Annotated in this window: 2 protein-coding genes; both read right to left on the reverse strand. The window is 31.8% G+C overall.

Translation table 11 applies throughout. The annotated features are described in order from the left end of the window. On the reverse strand, positions 1–881 hold an 881-nt coding region (locus CIK89_RS00005), incomplete at its 3' end, for a carboxypeptidase-like regulatory domain-containing protein (protein WP_144007308.1). Positions 882–887: 6 nt separating this feature from the next. After that, on the reverse strand, positions 888–2,702 hold the full coding sequence (locus CIK89_RS00010) for a YcaO-like family protein (protein WP_094389388.1): 1,815 nt from the start codon (positions 2,700–2,702) through the stop codon (positions 888–890). Positions 2,703–2,739 lie beyond the last annotated feature (37 nt).

Here is a 2,739-nt window from a genome sequence, read left to right on the forward strand (position 1 = left end):
TGTTTTACATGAAAAATATGGTCTTGAACATGATGGTCTGAATATAAGTTATTTACAGATCTTTTTTGTGTATAGCCTCCATCATAGCACATATATAGTGATAGTTTTTTATTTATAATACCAATATTAATTCCTATTTTTTCTGAGAAATTATGTCTCTTAATCGTTTCTTCGTATAATTCGCTTGTGATTTTTAACGAATTCTCTTTTTCTTCTATCAAAGAAATGTTTACTGATGCTCCTCGCACACCAAATTTTGCTGGAGAATTATAATACACCTCAATATCCTTAACTCTATTGGTGGGCAATGAAGACAAATAAGTACATATTTGTTCCTGGTTCATTCCTCTGCTTTTACCATTAATTAATAGGTTAAATGATGAGGCTCCAATAATTGAGTACCCCCTACCATTTCTTTGTATTACAGATATTTCATTCAGCATATCAAGAGCATTTCTAACAGAATGAAGTTGAGAAAGCTGATTTCCATCATACTTTAATGCGCCATGCTCGTTTACTCGCATCTGTAAATTACCCCTTACTGTAATTTCATTGATGGCAGTTGTAGCATCTTCCAATCTTATAGTAAGATGATTAACCGAATCTACGATAGTGGTGGTTTTGTATCCTAAATGACTTACTATTAACTTATATGGGATTGGTAAATTCAAAAAACAAAAGGCCCCACAAGTATCTGTAATACAAGTCGCAACTGTTTGGCTTTTATCATTTTGAGCAATAATAGCGGCGGAGAAGACTGGAGAATCCCTACTATCAAGTACACGACCATGCAAATTTTGCCCAAAAGATTTCACTTCAAAATGCATTAGTATGAATAAAAATATACTTAGCTTATGTAAAACGCTATGTGTAGCATTCATATAATATTATTCTTTATTGTTTTCTATATCAAATTGAACTTCCTGTTGGTCTAGAAGTGCAGAATTTCGATTTACACAATCATTAAGTTGCATTATAGCCTCATGCTTACATTCTTGTTTGAGTTTGCATTTCTCGCAATTAGGACAATTCGGAAATTTATAATACTGAAAAATAGCATTTCTATCATCCAAATCTCCAACAACTTCGGTCATCATTTTATGCCCATAAAGAACAGAAAGTACATCATCAGGAAAAGCGGAAGAATTTTTTAACTTTAGATAATCGAGACATGCATAAAAATAAGAATATTTCTTCTTATCTTTTCCATTTAAGTACAAAGCCAAATATTTAATGGCATTCATATCATCTTTTAGATAAAGGGCTAACAAAGCAGCTAACATTTCTATTGACAAATCTCTTAAGTCTTCATTAGTATTGAAAACAAAAACTCTATTCAATGCGAAATCTTCTTCTTTAAGAACCTCATAGTTTTCATCAATCGCAGTAAAGACTTTGCGTGCTATTTCAACAGTAACACTTCCAAGCTTATTAATTAATGAAAAATTCACAAAAGACGATTTGTAAATTGAAACAAATGGATTTGTTTTTATTATTTGGCTCATTCCTGGCACAACAACATAGTACGCAGGAAAACCTAAAAAGGAATTATTACGTATATATACATGGTATCCCATTTTTTCGATAAGATCTAGCGAATACTTCAAATCATAAGCATTACTCTCACCCAATAAGTGATTAAATTCTTTAAACCTATAACTCTCTTCTCCATGTAACACAGATATTGGCCAAAAACCAGAACCATTAATAAATATTTTGATTAGATTTCTTTCTACAAATTTCTTTTCAGCTGCATCAACACCCTTTGTCTTAACAAACTCAAAGGGTAACCCCTCAAAAGAATTTCTTCCTTGATGAATTTCCGTGAAGCATCGTTCTAAGGCTACGGCTGGAACAAAATCAACCCCTATCTTAAAATTGTATAGTTGTTCATTTTCATTTATAATGATTAAACCAATAGCAGGAATGCCTTTATTCAAAGAACAATCTTTTACTATCACTTTATTGCCCGTTTCTTTCTGATATAGACTTAGTATTTTGCCAATTTCCGTTTCGGCAAAAAATGATAATGGTATAGTTGGTGGTGTATATTCATTCCAATATATCTCACTTATTACATAACGTTCAAAAATTTCACATAGTGCTTGAAGGATCGCTTCTTTTGGAGTATTTCCAGAAGCCATACCATTAGAACCTGTTAGCAATAGGGAAAATTCAATAGGTATTTCTATCACCGTTTTATTTTTCACATCATAGAAAGGAATGACCAAAGGCTTCGTTTTCGATGCATTCTGAGCTATATTAGCATTTAATTCATTAACAGAATTAAAGCCACACATACGAATGATTTCTTCCATGAAAGTCTTTGATATATCACTAAATGGTACATTTTTCTCTCTTTGATCATAAAGAAACCCCGATTTTTTTTCTTCTTTTTTTGCGACTTCAAAAATATTAAAAGTTTTATCCGTCAACATTTTCTTAGAATTAAGCAGTAAATGGTTCTCTAAGCGTTCCATAAACTCGGCATATCCACTTGCCAAAGAATATTCGAACGTACGTCCTTTGCCATTTGTTCCAATATTTAATTTTCCAAGTCCATCATTTCCTATTACTACACGACATGAGCTAAATTTGTCGTGTATCATATGTCGTTCCAAGAGTAAGATTCCAATATTGGAAAGAATTTTTCTGATTTTACTAACCGTATGAATCGGAGTAGTTGCCTTATATTGTTTCATTGAAATTAAAACTTAAGAAAAGAAAGCAAATCCATAT

This window comes from Prevotella sp. P4-119 (assembly GCF_002251345.1).
In the GTDB taxonomy this organism is placed as follows: domain Bacteria; phylum Bacteroidota; class Bacteroidia; order Bacteroidales; family Bacteroidaceae; genus Prevotella.